Origin of the sequence: Paenibacillus glycanilyticus (assembly GCF_030161375.1) — a bacterium.
Lineage (GTDB): Bacteria > Bacillota > Bacilli > Paenibacillales > Paenibacillaceae > Pristimantibacillus > Pristimantibacillus glycanilyticus_B.
In genome coordinates, this window is the sequence record NZ_BSSQ01000001.1 from 262,448 (window position 1) to 281,631 (window position 19,184).

Sequence of the window (19,184 nt, forward strand, 5' to 3'; positions counted from 1 at the left end):
GGGAGGCCTTGTATATCAAGGCTTCCCGGCTTTTCTGATTTACGAATTGGATTAGATTTTCCACTCTGCGAAAGCCGCTGCCGGCTCTTTGACTGTATTGAATTTCTTCCCGACGATTGGCGCCAGTTTCTCTAAATCCTTTAACAAATTAGCAAATTGGTCTGGGAATAGAGATTGTACACCGTCACCTGTCATCGAATTATCCGGATCTGTATGCATTTCCACGATCAGACCGTTCGCCCCTGCGGCAACGGAAGCTTTGGACATCGGCTCTACCAATTCGCGGCGGCCCGTACCGTGGCTTGGATCGGAAATGACCGGTAGATGGCTAAGCCCTTGCAGGACCGGAATAGCTGACAAGTCCAGCGTATTTCGAGTGTAAGTCTCGAACGTTCGGATTCCGCGCTCGCATAACATAACATTCGGATTTCCGCCGGCCAGTATATATTCCGCCGCATTCAGGAATTCATCGTACGTTGCGCTAAAACCGCGTTTGAGCAGTACCGGTGTCTGAATGGTTCCGAGCTTGCGGAGCAAGTCGAAGTTCTGCATGTTGCGCGTGCCGACTTGAAGGATGTCCGCGTATTCCGCGCATACATCAACATACTCGGGCGTCATAACTTCGGTAATCGTCAGTAAGCCGTGTTTCTTGCCCGCTTCCGCCATCATGATCAGGCCTTCTACGCCAACGCCTTGGAAGCTGTAAGGACCGGTACGCGGTTTGAAAGCTCCGCCTCGCAGCACCTGTCCGCCGGCAGCTTTCACAAGACGAGCGATTTCATCGATTTGCTCCGGCGATTCAACCGCACATGGACCACCCATGATCACAAGGTTCTCGCCGCCGATCTTCACGCCCTTGATGTCAATAATGGTATCGTCAGGATGGAAGTCGCGGCTCGCTAGTTTGTACGACTTCGAAATTTTGATGACGTTCTCTACGCCTTTCATTTGGCGGAGATGTTCGGCCAGCGTTGGTTCCGCCTGGCCGATAATGCCGATCACCGTACGGTCGGTTCCTCTCGATACATGGGCTTGCACGCCCGCTCTTTCAATATGGTTCACAATTTCTTGGATACGCTCTTCAGCAATATGTGGGCTAGTAATAACGATCATGTTCATCTCTCCTTTTTCACTTCAACGCTTATACGCTTTTATGCTTTGCGGCTTTTATGCTTTTACTTGTTAAAGTAAATATACATGATGGACTTTGGTTTCGTCAATTATTATTTTCTTGAGTTAGCTGTTATGCCGCTGCGGAAGTGAATGTTCTTACGATCGCTGTGCTCGCTAGATTCCCTGAATGTATTATTCTAAGGTTGGAATCTATCTCACAAGGCGAACGCTACGCTTCTACAGAACATTCACTTCCTCCGCCGCTGACAGCTGGATCAATAAAAACAATAAAAAACGAATCCCAAGAGTCCTTGCCGGCCGGACCAGCAAAACCCATCTTGAGCATCCAAATCTGCTGCCCACGAACAATAAGTTCAAGCTCTGGAAAGTTAAAATAGCTGTAGCGCCTTAATCGGCGCAGTATTCTCTAGCTTAACGATGTGCTGCATCGTTAAGCGCTACTATATAGGGCAGATCGGCCTCCTTATCGATGCCTCCCATCTTTAAGGCTTAACCAAACGGTAAGAACAAAATAAAAACTGCGGCGCAATCAACCTCGCGCCGCAGTTCTATCCTATTAAGCTTCAGCCGGAGTTGCAGCCGTTTTGGTACGGATCGTAGGAAGTAGCTTGTTTTTGTTGACCGTGCGTTTAATCTCCCATGTTGAAGGGTCATTATTGTCATATTGCTCCAAATAGGAGATAACTTCCTTCGTAATAGGAGTTGGAGTTGACGCGCCGGAAGTTACTGCAACACGTTCGATTCCTTGTAGCCACTCCTGCTGGATTTCCGACACGTCGGAAACGCGGTAAGCCGGTACGCCTGCGATCTCCTGGGAGACTTGGGCGAGACGATTGGAGTTATTGCTGCGCGGATCGCCAACTACGATACATAGCTGCGCCTGCCCGGCTTGGTCTGCTACCGCTTCCTGACGTACTTGCGTAGCCAGGCAGATCTCGTTATGAATTTCGGCCTTCGGATACGTCTCCAGAAGCTTGCTCATAATATGACGGATATCCCATTGCGACATCGTTGTTTGGTTCGTAATAATGATACGGCCTTCCGGCACGTTCAGCTCGGAGATGTCTTCGACGCGTTCAATCAGATGCACGCGATCCGGAGCCACGCCAATGGCGCCTTCCGGTTCCGGATGGCCTTGTTTGCCGATGTAGATAATATGATAGTCCTCGGCGACCTTTTCCCGGATCAGATCATGCGTCTTCGTTACATCCGGACAAGTAGCGTCCACGATCGTAAGACCTTTCTCGCGGGCGCGGTTGCGAACTTCGGGAGATACGCCATGGGCCGTGAAGATAACCGTGCCGCTCTCAATTTGCTCCAAAATCTCAAGACGGTTCTCCCCGTCCAGCGTAATTACGCCTTCTGTCTCGAAAGCTTCTGTCACATGCGCATTATGAACGATCATGCCAAGGATATAAATCGGACGCGGAAGGTCCAGGTTTTTGGCGGTTTGCAAAGCGAGAACCATGGCATCAACAACGCCGTAACAATAGCCCCGCGGTGATATTTTAACAATTTCCACTTGTTGCACCTGCTTTCTGGATAACGAAGGTTAGTCTTCGATTCGTTGATCGGTTCCTTCCATTATAATCGATGCAGGCTGGGGGGAAAAGTCTATTGGCAGCCAAATGACAAACGTGGACCCTTCTTCCTCCATCGTAGTCACCTCGATCGAGCCGCGGTGTTCGTCGATAATCCATTTGGCTATGGACAAACCAAGCCCCGTTCCAACGGTTTTCCCGCGTGATTCGTCCGCCCGGTAGAACCGGTCGAAGATATGCGGAACCTCTTTCGGATTCATGCCGATGCCCGTATCTTTAATAATGATGCCCAGTTGGTCTTCTCTACGCGTCGCGGATAACTCAATCCAGCCGCTTGGCGTGTATTTGAACGCATTTTCGATAAAAATGAACAAGAGTTGCTGCAAGTAGTCTGCATTCCCTTTTACTTGGAAGCCGTTCAAGGCAGACAGATCGCCAACCCGCCATACGGCGGTGCGAGGCAAGAATCCTGCTCTGCGGCCCACTTCTTCCGCGATAGGCAGCATCGGCAGCGTTGTTTTCTCCATCTCGTAACCGGCATCCGCTCTTGCCAAAGCCAGAAGATCATTCACAAGCGTAGACATCCGTCTTGCTTCCGCCGAAATATCTTGCATGGCTTCATTAGACAACTCCCAGCGATTGGTATCAAGAGCGAGTACAATATCTCCCGCTTCGCCAGGTTCAAGCGTTTTCGACCACATCCGCTGAAGAAGCTCAATATTCCCGCGAATCGTTGTCAGAGGGGTGCGAAGCTCATGAGACGCATCCGATACAAAACGCCGCTGCGCTTTATACGATTCATCCAGCCCGTTATACGCTATTTCTATGCGGGATAGCATAATATTAAGGGTGTATACCAATCTTCCAATTTCATCCTTGGGCCCTTCAATCGGAATCCTTACGCTAAGATCCGACCCGCTTTGAATCTGTTCCGTCGAACGGATCACTCGTTCAATCGGCTGCAGGGCTTTGCGCGCCAGGAATAAGCCTACGGAGAAGGCGATAATCAAGCAGATGACCGATGATAATATCAAAATAACGCGAAGACCCGTCAAATAATTGGTTTCACTTGTAATGACGGTCCCCACCTGAAGCAGGCCGATGATTTCGCCTTCTTCCGTATTGTTGGGAATAACTCGCTGATAGACAAGGAATGGGAGTACTTCGCCGCTGTCCGTCTTTAGGGTTGTCTTCACATAGCCGTTCTTAGGGTTGGACTTCGCTTCAGGTATCGGAAATTTCAACCCGTTTTTACCTAGCTCATCCGATTGTTTGATTACGCCTTCCGTATAGTTAACTAATTGGACAAAAAAGTTTTTATCAATGAAGGGTGATTTCTTCTGTAGATTAAGGTCCATTTGGTTCAAGCCATATTCGTATTTATAAATGTTATAATCATTCGCTTGGTCACGAAGCTGTACCTTGATATCATTATATGTGTTCATATTAACAAAGAAATAAATAGCCACGCAGAGCACAATCAATGCTGCCGCAAGGATGCCGGAGAACCATAAGGTCAGACGAAGCCTGATTGTCATCTGCTAATCAACCCTCTCCCCGCAATACATAGCCGGTACCGCGTACCGTTTGGATAATTCGTTTAGCCCCGCCTTCCTCCAGCTTCTGGCGGAGCATCGCAATATAAACCTCAAGCACGTTCGACTCGCCGCTGAAATCATAACCCCAGATCTTCTCCATAATGGCGTCCCTTGTCAGCACGCGCCGAGGATTGTGCATAAATAAGAGCAAGAGGTCGTATTCCTTCGCCGTCAATTCGATCCGTCTGCCGGAGCGAATCGCTTCGCGGGAATCCAGATCAAGCGCCAAGTCTTCAAATACGATTTTGTTGCTGTTGCCCTCGTCGATCTTATCCGATTTACGGCGCAACAAAGCACGGACTCTGGCCAGTAATTCCTCCAGCGCAAACGGTTTGATTAGATAATCGTCCGCCCCGGCATCGAGCCCTTTTACCCGGTCCGAGATATCGTCTTTGGCCGTCAGCATTAGAATAGGCACGGTGCTTCCGCCTTCGCGCACGCGGCGGCACACTTCCCAGCCATCCACCTGCGGCATCATGACATCCAAGATCAGCATGTCCGGATCTGCGGACAAGAGCATCTTCAAGCCTTCCATCCCGTTGCTTGCGGTCGTTACCTCGTAACCTTCAAACGCAAGGCTTCTTCTAAGCAAAGCCGTGATTTTTTCATCGTCATCTACCACCATAATGTGCTGTCTCATTCTATTCTCCCCTTGTATATAACTTATCGGCTAGAAAAAAAGCGCAGATTACTCTGCGCTTTTTTTGTCTGCGTAACTTACTCGGCGTTGAATTTATTTTTGTCTCCGATTTCAACCGTCAGATCCATTTTTTCGCCTCTGCGCATAATGTTCAGCACGGCTTTGTCGCCCACTTTGCGTTTTTGAATCTCCGCGATAAGCGCTTGGGTATTATCGTACGTTTTGCCGTCGATGCCCAAGATAACGTCAAATTGCTTCAGATCGGCAATGTATGCCGGAGAATTATAATAAACGTTGCTTACAATCGAACCTTCCGCTTTATCCATGCTCAGCTGTTTCGCAATTGCGTCCGTTACGTCACCCAGCTCTGCGCCAATGAATGGAACCGGCTCTTTAGGCACTTCTTTATTGTTTTTGAGAGTATCCAGAACTTCCTGGATCGTGCTCGTCGGAATCGCAAAACCAATGCCTTGCGCTTGCGAGCTTACCGCTGTGTTAATACCAACAACTTCGCCTTTTGTATTCAGAAGCGGACCGCCCGAGTTGCCCGGGTTAATCGAAGCGTCTGTTTGCAGCAAATGCTTGTAATTGCGGGTGCCGTCCGTATCTTGGATATCGATTGGACGCTCTTTCGCGCTAAGCACGCCTACTGTTACCGTGTGGTCAAAGCCGTATGGATTGCCGATTGCAACAACCCAGTCACCGATGTTGATATCGTCCGAACTGCCAAGCGGCAGCGTTGGGAACGCTTTGTCGCCCGTAATCTTCAGTACGGCAAGGTCTAGATCAAAGCTGGAACCAAGAAGTTCGGCTGTAAACGGCTTGTCGTAGCCTTGTACCGTTACTTCGATTTTATCGGAATCCGCTACAACATGCTGGTTAGTCAAGATGTAACCGTCGGATTCGAAGAAGAAGCCCGTACCAATTCCTTGAGCCTGCAGATTGCTGTCATCGTCTTTGTTGCCGTTATCTTGCGGCTGTTGCTGATTGGCATCCGGAGCCTCGTCGCCAAAGAACTGACGGAAGAACGGATCGTCCAAAATGCCGCCCCCGCCGCTGCTGCCGCGCGTCGCTGGCTTCACGTACGTCTCAATCTTCACGACCGCCGGGCTTGCCGTCTCAAACAACTTCGCAATGTTATCCGGTCTAGCGGCTGCTACCGAAGCACCGCCATTGCTGCCTGTCGTTCCCTCAGCCGTAGAACCCGAACCGGCGCTTGCGGAATTATTCGCCTGTCCCGAGGAGAATACCGAATTGCTTGTGAACCAGTTATTCGTATCGGAAGCATACATCAGGCCGCCCATCAGGCCGCCCACTACAACTACCCCAGCCAGGAAGGAGACAAACATGCCTCTAATCGGGCTTTTTTTGCGAGGCTCGCGTTGTTGCCAGCTGCTGCTGCCTGCTTGCTGATTATAAGTAAATGGCCGCATTGGCACCGGAGGCGTTACTTCCACTTTTGTTTGTTCTGCCTCAGGTTCGTTGTCATCAGGTGCTCCCGAGTAGTGTTCCTGCGGATTAGAGCGGGAAGGTACGGCTCCACCGTTATCGTCTGGTGCCGAAGATTTAAAAGGTCCGTATGAATAATAGTAGGAAGTTTTGCCCGGAGCTTCCGATCCTTCCGATGATGCTTCTGTGTTCTCATCTTCTCGCGGATCGTTGTTATCACCGTTTGCGCGATTCTGAAAGAAATCGTCATATTTTTTGTTCTGATCGTCCATGTCCGTTCTCCTCCTTGATTTATTCCAATTAAAGCAGCCGAATCTTGTAATTGTCGGCGCTCTCAATTCCTGTATTCCTATCATGCACATTCTACCTTAAAACAAACTTAAAATGAATTAAAACGAAAATAAAAAAAACGTCATTCGACGTTATTTCTATATCCTTCGCACGTTAATCTACCAAACTCTCCATTGGCTAATAGAGAGCTTGGCGTGCCTTATTTTATTGGGGAAACAGCTTTTCAACTTCGTTTAATATTCCTTTCGCCTTATCCACCCATTTCGAATCCACTCGTGCGTCCGGGTTCGAAGGTGATTGAAACTGATCAAATAATGCCCCTACGACGCGTGCGCTTGCTTCGGGATCGTTGCCTTCCTGATATTCATGTCTCAGCACATAAGGCGACCCGAACGTAATGATCGCATTCGTGTCCGCCGTTACATCCACGACGCTTCCGTTCGTCACTTGAAAAGGCAAGCGAAGCCACACTTTATGCTCCTCGTCCAATGCCCGGTCAAAAGAGCCGTTCGTATAGTCCCAATTGCCTCCGAGCGAGAACTGTTGCTCCTCCAGCCAATCCCTTGAATCCGTGAACGCTTGCTGACGGGCTTCCAGCGATGATGAAAGTGGAATCATGACCGATCATCTCCTTTAGCATGTATGGTAATTAGCACACATGTATATATAACCACTAAAGGATAATATGTCCCACCATTTGAACGTTTATGTGTTTTTAACCCAGCCTTTGCGATGCGCCAGAACCGCCAGCTGCGTCCGGTCGTCCAGTTCGCATTTCATCAACAGATTGCTGACATGGGTTTTGACGGTTTTTACGCTTATATGAAGCTCCTCGCCAATCTCCTTGTTGGAACGGCCTTCCGCGATAAGCAGCAGCACTTCCTTCTCCCGCTCCGTCAAGTCTTCGTCACCGGATTGGGCGGTACGCTGGCGCAAGCCTCTCGTTAATGCTTGCGATACATCCGCCGTCATGACCGGCATGCCTTTCACCGCGCCATTCAGCGCATAAATCAGCTCTTCCGCCGATACGGTCTTAAGGACGTAACTGACAGCTCCCGCTTCAATTGCTCCGTATACCTTGTCATCTTCGAGGAAACTGGTCAACATAACGATCTTCAGGCTTGGATATTTAGCAATAAGTTGCCGCGTTGTTTCAATGCCATCCATTCCCGGCATCATAAGGTCCATCAATATGACGTCCGGCAATTCGCCGGTGGGAAGCCCCGCTTCCAGCATCGAGATAGCCGTTTGCCCGCTGCCTGCTTCAGCAACAACCTCAAATTTCGGCTCCAGCATCAAATACGTGCGCAAGCCCGTTCTCACCATATCATGGTCATCTACAATCATGACTTTTAATGTATTAGTCCCGCTCATCGTTTTCATTCCTCCGCCATATTTTCGGTATTGTAACCTTCACTCTCGTTCCGCTGCCCGGCTTGCTAATAATTTCCGCCAATCCGCCTAACTGCTGCGCACGCTCCTGCATCGTCGATAATCCGTACGAACCTCGGCTAACTTGATCTGCCCGGAAGCCCGCCCCGTCATCTTGAAGACTTAGCACGACCTGACGTTCATTCTCCGTCAAACTAAGCGAGCAGCCTTGCGCGCCGGAATGCTTCACTACATTCGCCATAGCTTCCTGGATGATCAGGAACAGCTGATGCTCCTTCGCTTCGGAGAGCGGCTCCGATAACCGCCAGTCGAAATTACCTTGAAGACCGTTCTGCCGGCAATAGTCCGGAAACCATTTATCCAGCGCCTCATGCAGGGTACGCCCTTCGAGCTCCATCGGCCGAAGTTGCGCGATAAAAATCCGCATCTGCTTTTGCGCTAGAGTCGACATCTGGATCAGCTGATCCAATACGGAAGCAGCACGAGCTTGATCGATCTCTTGCAGCTTCGGCAAGGAAGATGCGCACATATGCATCGCGAACAGCTGTTGACTGACCGTATCATGCAAATCTCTGGCCAGGCGTTTCCGTTCCTCCTGCACCGCGGCTTCATTAGAAGCAGCTTGCGCCATAACCTGTTCTTCCCCTGTCATCTGCAGCCGCTTCATCCGCACTTCCATCAGTTCCGCAAGCTCATTAAATTCGTGGTACAGCTCCGAGAATGAATCGCCGGATTCGGTAATCCGAACTTCAAAGTTCCCGTTTACCGCCTGCTTCAAAGCTAGCTGCAGCGTATCGATCCGCCGTTGAATATGCTGTCCTGTCCAATACCCGAAACCCGCGCTAACAAGCAGAAAGACGGAGGCTGCCCCATAGCGCACTTCCGTCTGTACATAATCTCCTGAGAATCCGGTCCATACCACAATTGCAAGCAATAGCGCCGTTACCGAAGAGGCAACAAACATAGCGAGCAGCTGCCATTTGCCGCCTCGGAACAATCGAACGATCATAAAAGTCTAACCCACCTTCGTTACGCGGACATCGCCGATAAACGTGCTTACGACGAGTTTGATTTTTTTATCCGTCTCTTCATAATAAGGCGAATGGATGTTAATGCTCTTGAACATTCCGCCTTCCTTCTGTCCGAGAATCTTGACGTCCCCGACAAAAGCACTCGATATCACCTGAATGCCTACTTCATAATCGTTGGGAACATATACTTTCACATCGCCAATAAAAGATGAGATGTTAATCTTCGTCTCCCCAAACGGAATTTGCGCTTTCGTCAAATCCACAATCGTATCGCCGATAAAATGGGATATATTCAGCGGTTTCAGCTCCCAATAATCTTGACCGATATGAATATCTCCGATAAACCCGGATCTGGATTGCGCGCTTGGATCATGGTTCCAATATTCGAAGGATCCGTGCTTGGAGCGGTGATGTTGCCTGTGTTGTCTGTGATGTTCGCGAATATGCTCCCTCACTTGCTCTTTATGCTCCCGGATATGACGCTTCTGCTCATTGATCTGTTGACGCAATTGATGCTTCATATCATGATGTCTAGTCCGATGAAGCGGTTCTTGTCTTTGCTGCCCTTGCTGCTCCCTCTGTTCGTTCATTTCTTCGAATGCCGCATTGCCGTCTTCCTTCGTAGGGTCAGGGTGAAGAGGCGGCGCGGAAGGCACTTCGCCTTTGTGATCGGTATACGCATTGTACGATTTCCATTCATCCTCGAATTGCGGAGGCTCCTGGTGGCGATGCCGCGGACGGCGCAAAAAGTTAATGCCTACGAGAATAATAATGATCGGCCAAGCGTACGAGACGATATCGCCAAACGACCAGGAGAACCATTCTAGATTATGGCCGAGGAACATAAAGCCGAGTATGATCATCATGCCTGCCCACCAGCCTGAACCGTTACCGCGGCTTCCGGCCAGCAATCCGTGCACGCCAATCCACAAAAGCACAACCGGCCAATAATTAGAGACGATATCCCCAATACTAATATCGAAATCAACCACGCCAAATTGTCTTAATAAGAAAACGACGCCTATTCCAATAATAATGAGACCAGACAACAGCCGGTTTAGAAAGCTTCCATTCAAGTTATTCAACTCCCTGCGACTACTCAAGAATGTCTTATTGCTACTTAGTATAGCTAATGAAAGAACTCTTATAAAGGGACGGTCGATTGAACTTCGCATCGGTCTTGAGACGGAGACGAACCCACGGGAATCCGTTCCAAACCGTCATTTTTCGCTATTCTGTAAAAAAAAGTTATTCTACGTCACAAAACATCACGCTTACACGTTGACATAACTGACTTGGACTAATTATAATGGTGAGCGGATTCATAGAGACAGAGAAACCTTACATCATAAAAGACTATGAACAAACGGGAGTTGAAGCAATGGACGTAGCAGAACTGTCGAGAGGGCTGGACACGATCTGGGTTGTCTTGACAGCAGCCATGATCTTGCTTATGGAAGGCGGATTTGCCTTGCTGGAGGCGGGGTTTGTCCGGCAAAAAAACGCGGTAAGCATCATTATGAAGGTTTTTGTCGACATTGTTTTTGGCGCACTTGTCTTTTACTTTTTTGGTTTTGCGATTATGTATGGCAAAGATGTTGGCGGCTTATTCGGCACAACAGGGTTCCTATTAAATGGAGACTTATCTCACATCAAACACAACATCTCCCACGAAACCTTTTGGCTGTTCCAAAGCGCCTTCGTTATTGCGGTTATATCCATCGTATCAGGAGCGGTAGCGGAACGGATCCATTTCCGGGCTTACATATTGCTGACCATCGCGATGACCGGGCTGATCTATCCGTTATCCGGACATTGGATATGGGCCGTAAACGGCTGGCTTGGGAAGCTTGGCATGATTGATTTTGCGGGTTCGGCAGCGATTCACGCCTTGGGCGGATTTGCGGCGCTTGCGGCAACCATCTTTATCGGTCCGCGAATCGGAAAATTTTCGCCGGACGGTAAAGTAAACATCGTGTCTCCATCAAATCTTCCACTCGCTTCGGTTGGCGCTTTTATTCTATGGTTCGGCTGGTTTGGCTTTAATGCCGGCAGTACGCTCAGCGCAACCAACCCGGCAATCGGGCATATCGCCGTTACAACCATGCTGTCGGCGGCATCCGGCGGCGCAGTCTGTATCCTATTCACCATGTTCCGTTACCGGAAGGCCGATCCGCCTATGGTTATTAACGGCTCACTGGCCGGGCTCGTTGGCATTACGGCCGGATGCGCGTTTGTATCCGACGGGGCAGCAATCTGGATCGGCGCCATTTGCGGTATCGCCATGGTTCTCGTCACCGAGCTTATGGAACGCAAACAAATCGATGACCCGGTTGGCGCTTTCGCCGTACACGGCATCAGCGGCAGTATCGGCACGCTTGCCGTTGGCTTATGCGCGATGCCCGAATTGACCAAAGGCGTTGGCCAAGGTTACTACGGTTTGCTCTATGGAGGCGGCTGGAATTTGCTTGGCGCGCAAGCGCTTGGTCTTGCCGTTGTTGTTGTATGGGGCTTCGTCATTACATGGGCTGTACTATGGCTGATCCGCAAGGTTATGCCGGTTCGAGTATCGAAAGACGAAGAATTAGTTGGCCTTGATGTTGGCATCCATGGCGTTCCGGCTTATAGCCAAGAGAACGACTTTATCGATGTAGACAGCATAACAAGAAAATGATAAAAGGCGTTCCTCCTAGTAGGGGAACGCCTTTTATGTATAAGGATAATTATTTATATAGTTCATTAACCAGATCTCCTGACACCGTCACGATATCCGTTGGCGACGATACTTGAATGGATTTGGCATGTTCAATTTCAAGACGGAGGGCACGCACTTGCTCCATTGGCTTCTTCACAAAATGAATGTACTCAACAGCCAAATGATGATCTGGCTTCCGGCCGGACAATAACCTGCGCAACGTGGACATGGATTGATAAGCCCGTTCTTCCTTCAGACGCCGCTTCTCATATCGTTCAACCATTTGCTCGATTTCTGCGATTTCCTGCTCTTTCTTCGCCACATATGCATCGATAAAAGGCAACACTTCCGCCGCTTTGCGATGAAGGGACGTAGAATGATTCGTATGAATAATTGGATCCACCATGATAGCTCACCTGTCTTCATTGCGTGATTATTTCTTACATCTCCTATAATACAACAAAGATACGCTCTTGAAAACTTAAAATATGTAACATAAGAAATTTTACCTAGCTCAAAAAAAGAGGAACCGGGGTTGGTTCCTCTCTTTGATCGGTCTAAGTAATTACTTCTGCGCTTTTTGAGTCGCCTGATTTGCTGCTTTGCCTGCTTGAGCGTTTTGGTTGAACTCTTCAGAGAACTCCGCGTTGTACTTATTGTTGTTTTGCGCTTTATTGTTTTTGTTCTTAGCCATTGTAGTAGTCACCTCCCCGTCCATCCATTAGTATGGCTGAGGGAAGGCTTATTATTCAGTTTCAAGCTACGATTCCAGATAGGTCTGAGGGATTGGTTTACCCGCTTCCACGGCGCGATTAATCTGGTTCAACCACGTTTGCGAAAGCTTGCCGCTCCCCTTGCGAAGCACCTGAACTTCAACGGTTCGCTTACCCCACTGCTTATATACGTCTTTTATCGTCTCAAAGTACAAATCGAGTTTATGGCCTTTAATGGCCGAACCCGTATCCGCCACTACTCCGTATCCATAACCCGGAATGTAGAGAAGGGTTCCGATCGGGAACAGCTTCGTATCAGCCGCTACGGTCGATACTTGCCCCCTCCTGACTTTTACCCCCGAGTAGGTAATTCCGTACTGCGGATGCCCCGGGCGTTTGCCGGTTGATTCATATCCGGCTGTGTAGCCGGTCGCTACGACCTCTACGGTCGACAACGTTTGCTGAGCGATAGCTTCTACCGCTGCCGGCTTTTCTTTAGGCGCCGCCGCCAAGCTTGGAGCTGTCGTTCCTCCCGCTAGCAGCGCAGCAATTGCAAAACACGAGATTGTTTTTTTACAAGTAAAAAAGCTTGTGACCATTTGGGCAGCTTCCTCCTCAGAAGAATATTTCCCAAACGGTCCAAGCTTTATTCTCGAACGGTTAGATTGTTTTGGACGCAATCTCTTGTTGAAGCAAGGCAACCAGCTCTTCTACCGGCTTAGCGCCAATATCTCCCTCGCCGCGCTTGCGCACGGATACGGAACCCGATTGTGCCTCGTTCTCGCCTACAACCAGCATATATGGCAACTTCTCAAGCTGTGCTTCGCGGATCTTGTAGCCAAGCTTCTCGTTGCGAAGATCGCTCTCTACGCGGATACCGGCGAGTTGAAGCTTCTCTTCCACTTCACGAGCATAACCCTCGTAAGCAGTCGATACCGGGATTACTTTCGCTTGTACCGGCGACAGCCAGAGCGGAAGCGCGCCTGCGAAGTTCTCGAGCAGGAAAGCAGTCATCCGTTCCATTGTGCTGATAATACCGCGGTGGATAACGACCGGACGATGTTTCTTGCCGTCTTCGCCGATGTATTCCAATTCGAAACGATCAGGGAGCAGGAAGTCGAGCTGCGCAGTCGACAAAGTCTCTTCTTTGCCAAGCGCTGTTTTGATTTGAACGTCAAGCTTAGGACCGTAGAACGCCGCTTCGCCTTCCGCCTCAAAGAATGGCAACTCAAGCTCTTCAACAACCTCGCGCAACATGCGTTGCGACATTTCCCACATCTCGTCGTTCTGGAAGTACTTCTCTGTATCTTGCGGATCGCGGTACGACAAGCGGAAGCGGTATTCCTTGATTCCGAAGTCTTCATATACTTTGCGGATCAAGTTCACAACGCGCGCGAACTCTTCCTTGATCTGATCCGGACGGCAGAAGATATGCGCGTCATTTAGCGTCATGGCACGCACGCGGTGAAGGCCAGTCAAAGCGCCGGACATTTCATAGCGGTGCATAGTACCCATCTCCGCAATACGGACCGGGAGATCGCGGTAGCTTCTCATATCGCTCTTGTACACCATCATGTGATGCGGGCAGTTCATTGGACGAAGCACAAGTTCTTCGTTGTCGAGCGCCATCAGCGGGAACATATCTTCGCTGTAGTGCTCCCAGTGCCCGGAGATTTTGTACAGTTCAACGTTAGCCAACACCGGTGTATACACATGCTCGTAGCCGAGACGTTCTTCCATGTCGACGATATAACGCTCGAGCGTACGGCGAACTTTCGCGCCGTTTGGCAGCCACAGCGGCAAGCCTTGGCCAACCTCGCGGGAGAACGTGAACATTTTCAGCTCTTTACCCAATTTGCGGTGATCGCGTTTTTTCGCTTCTTCCAGGAAGTGCAGATGCTCATCCAGCTCCGCTTTCTTCGCGAAGGCCGTACCGTAAATACGCTGCAGCATCTTATTCTTCGAATCGCCACGCCAATAAGCACCAGCCACGCTAAGCAGCTTGAACGCTTTGATACGGCCAGTGGACGGCAAATGCGGTCCGCGGCAAAGGTCGAAAAACTCGCCTTGGTCATACATCGTAATAACCGAGTCCTCAGGCAGATCGCGGATCAGCTCAAGCTTCAGGTTATCGTCAAGCTCAGTAAATGTAGCAAGCGCCTCTTCGCGGCTCACTTCGCGGCGGCGAATGTCGAGGTTTTCGCTGATGATACGCTGCATTTCTTTCTCGATCTTAGTCAAGTCTTCCGGAGTCAGAGACTGATCCATATCGATATCATAATAGAAGCCGTCCTCGATAACCGGACCGATACCCAGCTTCACGTTTGCATTGCCATACAAGCGTTTGATCGCTTGAGCCATTAGATGCGCAGTACTGTGGCGGTAAACCTCCAGACCGTCAGCCGATTCTACTGTCACGATCTCGATAGACGAATCCGCCTCGATTGGCGCGTATACGTCAACCACTTTACCGTTGATTTTACCGGCAATCGCATTTTTGCGAAGACCCGGGCTGATGGAACCCGCTACTTCCTCAATTGTTGTCCCAGCCGCATACTCCCGAATCGCGCCGTCTGGAAAAGTAACCTTGATAGACATTGTTTTCCCTCCTGAAATGTTGGCATAGCAGGCGGGATGAACGCAAAAAAAGCACGCATCCCGCAAAGGGACGAGTGCTTGAATACCCGTGGTTCCACCCTACTTCGATCACCTTCCGCCGACTGGATATCTAGTCAACTTAAGCAATCCTTGTAATGATCTGATAACGGAGACATCCGGTGCAGCTTAATAATGACCGGAGTCACGTTCAACCGCACAGCTACAAAGGGGTATATTTGCTAATGCCACGAAGGAAATTACAGCCAGGTTTCCTCTCTCTGGGCCGGCATTTACGGCGAATACATGTCTTTGTCATTGCTGTTTAAATCGTATGTGCAACATTATAGCCCCTTTGTCTCTATTGGTCAATAGATACGGCTATCCGGCTGAACGGAGCTATTGCTATCAAAGCATGGATTACAGGAAGGGCATTGCGTACAAAGAGATACGCGGTTGTCAAAAATCGTCTCGATCGTCCGAATGACCTGCATATCCTCCTGCCTTGTATGAATCATAATATGCTTTGGCGATACCGCTATAAGCGAGCTGATGACCATATCTTCAATATTCATTTCGGTCTCCAGCATCTCGGCCACTAACTTGTCCGAATGGGGCTTCGGTTCAAAAAGCTGAAATTTCTCATTGTACAGGACAAACTCATGGCTTCCCTTGTGCACAAGATGGACTATCGGCACCTTGGATTCCTGCAAGCCGACAAAATATTTCAGAAGCGAAATAAACTCCTGGTATTGCTTATCAAGCACATATTCGTCTAACGCGTAATCCACGATCTCCGCTAATTCCGTACGGTAAGGCTGTAGCCGGAACGAAGTTAAGCCTTCCAGATTCAATACCGAATTTTCCTGCAAATACCGTTCAATCTCATCGGCAACTTTCGTTTTGCGGCGCTGCCGGTCCGCATCCAGAAATCTCGTTCCAAGGCCATCCCATTCGGTTCCGTGCAGCAGCTCGTGGCAATATTTCTCGATCACAGGTGCATCGATTGCGTGGTTATTCCTGTATTTTCTCCGAATAATGGCTGCCAGAATGAGCGGTTCCATATCGGTTACGATGAATTCGGCAAGGGCTTTGGAAGCCGCTTGGTACACCGATTGGCTATGGTCGGCCAGTTGAAAATACGGCAGGATTGCTTGGCAGCTAATCTCCTTTTCGGATTGTAGCGCGTATTGTACGGCATCTCCTTCGATGTGTGCGATATGTAGACCATTGTTTGTGCATTCCGCCATCAACGCCGCTAGTTGGGCAGCCGATTGCTCCATGTTCGAAGGTAGCGTTACGGTAAACAGCTCCATGAGCTCACCCCTTTCATTCCCCTTATAAGTATATGGCTGGGGGGTTGGGTATATACGAAAGGAGTGAGTGGGAGTGATTGGCTTTACAGCGAAGTTCCTCTCCGCGTGATGGTCGCTGCGCAAAAGTAACGTCCTTCCGATCGCTGTTGTTCCCGGAATTCTTTGAATTAAACCGCGCGGCGGTTGAATTCCGGGAACAAAGGCGAACGCTCCGCTTCTCCAGTACGTTACTTTCGCTCCGCTCACACCAGAGAGTTGCAAAAGCCAAGAAACTCTCCCCCGCTCCTTCGTTTGGGGAGGCGTTCTTGTGCTGCCCGGTTGCCTCGGCAGCGCAAAACTTCAAGTGGTTACAATTACTCGGCAGAGAGAGAACACAAGGAGAGCGAGCGAAGATTACTCGGTTGGTTGGTGGAGATAATTTTTTTTGTGGGTCAGCAGCTTGGGGCTGACATCGTAGCACATTTTGATCTGAGGGTCGTTCAGGATAGAGAGATCTTTGACCGCGATCATATTGAACCCATGAGGAGGGCCATCCAAGTAGCAACGTTCCGGAGGAATGATCTCCACCGGTTTGCCCGTCATATCGATGTTGGTATTGTAATCGCGCAGGGCAAATATATGGTAACCAAAAGACTTCAGATATTGAATAATGTCGCTATGCTCAAGCCCGTTGCTCCAATCGACGTAATTGCGGTGAACCTCAAAAATGATATTCGGCGCTTCATCCGCCGGCAGATCCAACTGGCTTGCAGCTCCCTGCAAGGCGGCATACTCCAGCCCCTCGATATCAAGCAAGATCAGATCTAGCGGCGGTATCCCTTGTTTTCTCACGTAGCTGTCAATGGAAATGGTCTGAAAGAGAGTCGGATCATCCGGTTCTGCGTCAGCGTCAGTAATCAATTCAGCATGCGCGAAGGAATCATTTCCGATCAGTCTCATTGTCCCTTCGTCATTGTTCCACAACCCAAGCCGTGAAGCCCGTACGTTACCAAGCCCGTTCAACTCGGCATTATGCTGCAGCATCCGGAATTGAGCCTTGTTAGGCTCAAAGCAATGCACGATACCGCCTGCCGGCAGTATTTCCTTCGCCACAATAAGCGCCTGATCACCGAAATAAGCACCGCCAATCAATACATGCCTAGCTTGCCTGGACAACATTTTAAGCAGCTTGGTCGTCTGTGGTTCCCATACATGATCGGGACAGTCCGGCGTGGCGAGCAGAAAGTCACGTGCGATCTTGGTCCGGTAATAGAAATCGAATACCAAGCCACCGGAAATTTCTTTGCGCATAATCGTATCCTCGTCCAATGCGGCATCAAGGATCGGAGCCGTTATATCTTCTCTTATATGGATATCATCGCGGTGAAGCCGCAACTCCATTTGCTTGATGGCTTCAATCAGTTTCTGCTGATCCATCGCTAACCCTTCCTTCCCACAAGCCTTGATTATGAAAAAGAATATGTGAGTTCCGAGGCATTTCATGCCGGTCTACACAATAAAAAAGCATCCAAGCCCATAAATGCTGGGCCGGATGCTATAACAAGCTGTATTAGTTCTGCATAACAAAGTCTTTTGCCGCATGCTCGTGATCGTCGTACATTTTAATCGTGTTGTATTTCGTATCGCGTTGCGCCGGGATTTTGCCGGACTCGCGGATAAGCTGAAGAATAGATTCAATGTTTACTTTATGGGTTGTACCCGCAGCAGATACGACGTTCTCTTCGATCATCGTGCTTCCGAAGTCGTTACAGCCGTAAGAAAGCGACTGCTTGCCGATATCCGGACCCATCGTAACCCAAGAAGACTGGAAGTTGTCGATATTGTCCAGCATGATACGGCTGACCGCAACCATCTTCAAATATTCTTCCGGCTTCGACTTCTCGACTTTTCTCATATTGGTATTGTCCGGCTGGAACGGCCAGCAGATAAAGGCCAAGAAACCTTTCGAATCATAACCGTTAGCTTCGCACTCATCTTGCGCGTCGCGGATGCGAAGCAGGTGAAGCGCGCGTTCTTCCGCCGTCTCGCCAAAACCGTATACCATCGTCGCCGTTGTGTTCATGCCATGACGGTGGGCGGATTTCATAACATCCATCCAGTCCGTCCAAGAACCTTTCAGCTTGCTGATCTTGCGGCGGGTACGGTCATCCAGAATTTCCGCGCCTCCGCCCGGCAGAGAGTCCAGACCGGCCTCATGCAATTGTCTAACCACTTCGTCAAGCGACAGTCCGTCCGATACATCCTTCATCTTCTGAATCTCGGCAGGCGAGAAGGAGTGCATCGTAATCTCAGGGAAATGCTGCTTGATCTCGCGAAGCAGATCCGTGTAGTAGGAGAACGGCAGATTCGGGTTGGTACCGCCTTGCATCAGAATCTCCGTACCGCCGACATCCATCGTTTCCTGGATCTTGTTAAGTATCGTTTCGTTCGAGAGGACATAACCCTCAGCCGAACCCGGTGCACGGTAAAACGCGCAGAACCGGCAATAAACATCGCAAATATTTGTATAGTTGACGTTCCGTCCAACGACAAAGGTCGTGATCGGTTCAGGATGGCGTCTCAGCATAAGCTGATTTGCTACCTCGCCCATTTTTTCAATCTCATCGGATTCAAGCAGCGTTACGCATTCATCAAACGTAATTCGTTCGCCGCGCAATGCCTTCTCCAAAATCTGGTCCAACGTAGCCATCTCGCAAGACCTCCTTATCTTTCCGTTCTTAATAGCTATCAATTAATCCTATCATATCTCGTTCTTGTCCGTCATCTTTCGTATGTTACGGAAAAACGAA

At 49.5% G+C, this 19,184-nt stretch carries 17 protein-coding genes; 1 reads left to right on the plus strand and 16 read right to left on the minus strand.

Annotation, left to right across the window (positions count from 1 at the left end):
- Positions 1-51: 51 nt before the first annotated feature.
- The 9 genes from aroF to liaF form a co-directional block, all read right to left on the minus strand.
- Positions 52-1,113 (minus strand): 3-deoxy-7-phosphoheptulonate synthase, encoded by a 1,062-nt coding sequence (aroF, locus tag QQK89_RS00945; RefSeq protein ID WP_284236527.1) that lies wholly within the window; start codon positions 1,111-1,113, stop codon positions 52-54.
- Between the two features lie 577 nt (positions 1,114-1,690).
- Positions 1,691-2,656, minus strand: coding sequence for a 4-hydroxy-3-methylbut-2-enyl diphosphate reductase (locus QQK89_RS00950; protein WP_284236528.1), 966 nt, complete (start codon positions 2,654-2,656; stop codon positions 1,691-1,693).
- Positions 2,657-2,686: 30 nt separating this feature from the next.
- Entirely contained in the window at positions 2,687-4,213 is a 1,527-nt protein-coding gene (locus QQK89_RS00955) for a sensor histidine kinase (RefSeq protein WP_284236529.1), read from the minus strand.
- Between the two features lie 7 nt (positions 4,214-4,220).
- On the minus strand, positions 4,221-4,913 hold the full coding sequence (locus QQK89_RS00960; RefSeq protein ID WP_284236530.1) for a response regulator transcription factor: 693 nt from the start codon (positions 4,911-4,913) through the stop codon (positions 4,221-4,223).
- Between the two features lie 77 nt (positions 4,914-4,990).
- Positions 4,991-6,634 (minus strand): S1C family serine protease, encoded by a 1,644-nt coding sequence (locus QQK89_RS00965; RefSeq protein ID WP_284236531.1) that lies wholly within the window; start codon positions 6,632-6,634, stop codon positions 4,991-4,993.
- Between the two features lie 223 nt (positions 6,635-6,857).
- On the minus strand, positions 6,858-7,271 hold the full coding sequence (locus QQK89_RS00970) for a YugN family protein (protein WP_284236532.1): 414 nt from the start codon (positions 7,269-7,271) through the stop codon (positions 6,858-6,860).
- Positions 7,272-7,358: 87 nt separating this feature from the next.
- Complete coding sequence (locus QQK89_RS00975; RefSeq protein WP_284236533.1) at positions 7,359-8,027, minus strand: response regulator; 669 nt, start codon at positions 8,025-8,027, stop codon at positions 7,359-7,361.
- Positions 8,014-9,054 (minus strand): sensor histidine kinase, encoded by a 1,041-nt coding sequence (locus tag QQK89_RS00980; RefSeq protein ID WP_284236534.1) that lies wholly within the window; start codon positions 9,052-9,054, stop codon positions 8,014-8,016. Before QQK89_RS00980 ends, QQK89_RS00975 begins: the two co-directional genes overlap by 14 nt.
- A gap of 6 nt (positions 9,055-9,060) precedes the next feature.
- The gene (gene liaF, locus QQK89_RS00985; RefSeq protein ID WP_284236536.1) at positions 9,061-10,152 is read right to left on the minus strand and encodes a cell wall-active antibiotics response protein LiaF; all 1,092 of its coding nucleotides are present in this window, start codon (positions 10,150-10,152) and stop codon (positions 9,061-9,063) included.
- 305 nt (positions 10,153-10,457) lie between these two features.
- On the opposite strand from liaF, the gene QQK89_RS00990 reads away from it, so the two are divergent.
- Positions 10,458-11,750 carry an ammonium transporter gene (locus QQK89_RS00990; RefSeq protein WP_284236537.1) on the plus strand — a complete coding sequence of 431 codons (1,293 nt, stop codon included), beginning with the start codon at positions 10,458-10,460 and terminating at the stop codon, positions 11,748-11,750.
- Between the two features lie 49 nt (positions 11,751-11,799).
- Here QQK89_RS00990 and QQK89_RS00995 read toward each other — a convergent pair whose 3' ends face one another.
- The 7 genes from QQK89_RS00995 to mqnC form a co-directional block, all read right to left on the minus strand.
- Positions 11,800-12,177: a hypothetical protein gene (locus tag QQK89_RS00995; protein ID WP_284236538.1), complete on the minus strand. Its 378-nt coding sequence runs from the start codon at positions 12,175-12,177 to the stop codon at positions 11,800-11,802.
- Positions 12,178-12,336: 159 nt separating this feature from the next.
- Complete coding sequence (locus QQK89_RS01000; RefSeq protein WP_284236539.1) at positions 12,337-12,465, minus strand: hypothetical protein; 129 nt, start codon at positions 12,463-12,465, stop codon at positions 12,337-12,339.
- A 66-nt stretch (positions 12,466-12,531) separates the two neighbouring features.
- Positions 12,532-13,083 (minus strand): 3D domain-containing protein, encoded by a 552-nt coding sequence (locus QQK89_RS01005; RefSeq protein WP_284236540.1) that lies wholly within the window; start codon positions 13,081-13,083, stop codon positions 12,532-12,534.
- A gap of 61 nt (positions 13,084-13,144) precedes the next feature.
- Positions 13,145-15,082: a threonine--tRNA ligase gene (thrS, locus tag QQK89_RS01010; RefSeq protein ID WP_284236541.1), complete on the minus strand. Its 1,938-nt coding sequence runs from the start codon at positions 15,080-15,082 to the stop codon at positions 13,145-13,147.
- Positions 15,083-15,447: 365 nt separating this feature from the next.
- On the minus strand, positions 15,448-16,395 hold the full coding sequence (locus tag QQK89_RS01015) for a putative sporulation protein YtxC (RefSeq protein ID WP_284236542.1): 948 nt from the start codon (positions 16,393-16,395) through the stop codon (positions 15,448-15,450).
- 393 nt (positions 16,396-16,788) lie between these two features.
- The gene (locus tag QQK89_RS01020) at positions 16,789-17,811 is read right to left on the minus strand and encodes an FkbM family methyltransferase (RefSeq protein ID WP_284236543.1); all 1,023 of its coding nucleotides are present in this window, start codon (positions 17,809-17,811) and stop codon (positions 16,789-16,791) included.
- Positions 17,812-17,944: 133 nt separating this feature from the next.
- The gene (mqnC, locus tag QQK89_RS01025) at positions 17,945-19,084 is read right to left on the minus strand and encodes a cyclic dehypoxanthinyl futalosine synthase (protein WP_284236545.1); all 1,140 of its coding nucleotides are present in this window, start codon (positions 19,082-19,084) and stop codon (positions 17,945-17,947) included.
- Positions 19,085-19,184 lie beyond the last annotated feature (100 nt).